The sequence below is a fragment of the Acinetobacter sp. YH16038 genome, from assembly GCF_013417275.1.
Taxonomy (GTDB): Bacteria; Pseudomonadota; Gammaproteobacteria; order Pseudomonadales; family Moraxellaceae; genus Acinetobacter.
The window spans coordinates 1-1,565 of sequence record NZ_VPEG01000143.1; the positions used below are offsets into that span (position 1 = coordinate 1).

Genomic DNA, 1,565 nt, shown 5'->3' on the forward strand with positions numbered 1-1,565 from the left:
AGTACCAGCGTACGGCCCACAGAATGATGTCACGCTGAAAATGCCGGCCTTTGAATGGGTTCATGTGCAGCTCCATCAGCAAAAGGGGATGATAAGTTTATCACCACCGACTATTTGCAACAGTGCCGATAAAAATATATCATCATGAACAATAAAACTGTCTGCTTACATAAACAGTAATACAAGGGGTGTTATGAGCCATATTCAACGGGAAACGTCTTGCTCGAGGCCGCGATTAAATTCCAACCTGGATGCTGATTTATATGGGTATAGATGGGCTCGCGATAATGTCGGGCAATCAGGTGCGACAATCTATCGATTGTATGGGAAGCCCAATGCGCCAGAGTTGTTTCTGAAACATGGCAAAGGTAGCGTTGCCAATGATGTTACAGATGAGATGGTCAGACTAAACTGGCTGACGGCATTTATGCCTCTTCCGACCATCAAGCATTTTATCCGTACTCCTGATGATGCATGGTTACTCACCACTGCGATCCCCGGGAAAACAGCATTCCAGGTATTAGAAGAATATCCTGATTCAGGTGAAAATATTGTTGATGCGCTGGCAGTGTTCCTGCGCCGGTTGCATTCGATTCCTGTTTGTAATTGTCCTTTTAACAGCGATCGCGTATTTCGTCTCGCTCAGGCGCAATCACGAATGAATAACGGTTTGGTTGATGCTAGTGATTTTGATGACGAGCGTAATGGCTGGCCTGTTGAACAAGTCTGGAAAGAAATGCATAAGCTTTTGCCATTCTCACCGGATTCAGTCGTCACTCATGGTGATTTCTCACTTGATAACCTTATTTTTGACGAGGGGAAATTAATAGGTTGTATTGATATTGGACGAGTCGGAATCGCAGACCGATACCAGGATCTTGCCATCCTATGGAACTGCCTCGGTGAGTTTTCTCCTTCATTACAGAAACGGCTTTTTCAAAAATATGGTATTGATAATCCTGATATGAATAAATTGCAGTTTCATTTGATGCTCGATGAGTTTTTCTGATAGTTAGTCTTTGTAGAGACACAAACCTGAAATTCCGGACACCGCGCTTCAGGACATCTCCCTGGACGCCGATATCTGGCAGTATCCGTACGGTACTATCGAACGCCGGGCCAACGGTACTACCCTGCCCTTTATGACTGACGACCGGCTATCTCACCCACGCACTTCTCCCTGAAATTTAGCATCGTCGCGGTTAATGTCGAAAATTTGCCACCTGACGTGGTTGGCATCGAGGGTGAAAACTGCCGTGGCGAGGGTGTTCTCCTCATCCGGATCGTCGGCAGCCAGCCGGTATTCACCGGCATCAATTTTCAGATTGATATCGTGCAGCACCTGGGTGGTGCCGAAATGTTTAGCGACCGCGCTAAATTCGGCACTGTTGCAAAGTTAGCGATGAGGCAGCCTTTTGTCTTATTCAAAGGCCTTACGTTTCAAAAACTCTGCTTACCAGGCGCATTTCGCCCAGGGGATCACCATAATAAAATGCTGAGGCCTGGCCTTTGCGTAGTGCACGCATCACCTCAATACCTTTGATGGTGGCGTAAGCCGTCTTCAT

The 1,565-nt window shown here is 46.6% G+C and carries 2 protein-coding genes and 1 pseudogene; 1 reads left to right on the forward strand and 2 read right to left on the reverse strand.

Features of this window, described 5'->3' with window-relative positions:
* The first annotated feature begins 193 nt into the window (after positions 1–193).
* Positions 194–1,009 (forward strand): APH(3')-I family aminoglycoside O-phosphotransferase, encoded by an 816-nt coding sequence (locus tag FTV34_RS17365; RefSeq protein ID WP_180070904.1) that lies wholly within the window; start codon positions 194–196, stop codon positions 1,007–1,009.
* A 153-nt stretch (positions 1,010–1,162) separates the two neighbouring features.
* On the opposite strand, the gene FTV34_RS17370 is transcribed toward FTV34_RS17365, so the two are convergent.
* Together FTV34_RS17370 and FTV34_RS17375 are read right to left on the reverse strand one after the other, a co-directional pair.
* A complete protein-coding gene (locus tag FTV34_RS17370) occupies positions 1,163–1,342 on the reverse strand; it encodes a hypothetical protein (RefSeq protein ID WP_000902128.1) in 180 nt (59 codons plus the stop codon).
* Between the two features lie 91 nt (positions 1,343–1,433).
* Positions 1,434–1,565 (reverse strand): annotated as a pseudogene (locus FTV34_RS17375) (IS6 family transposase); the annotation flags it as partial.

What these genes read in the sequence shown, in the direction of transcription:
- FTV34_RS17365 (WP_180070904.1), top strand. Translation starts at nt 194, where the DNA reads ATGAGCCATATTCAACGGGAAACGTCTTGCTCGAGGCCGCGATTAAAT.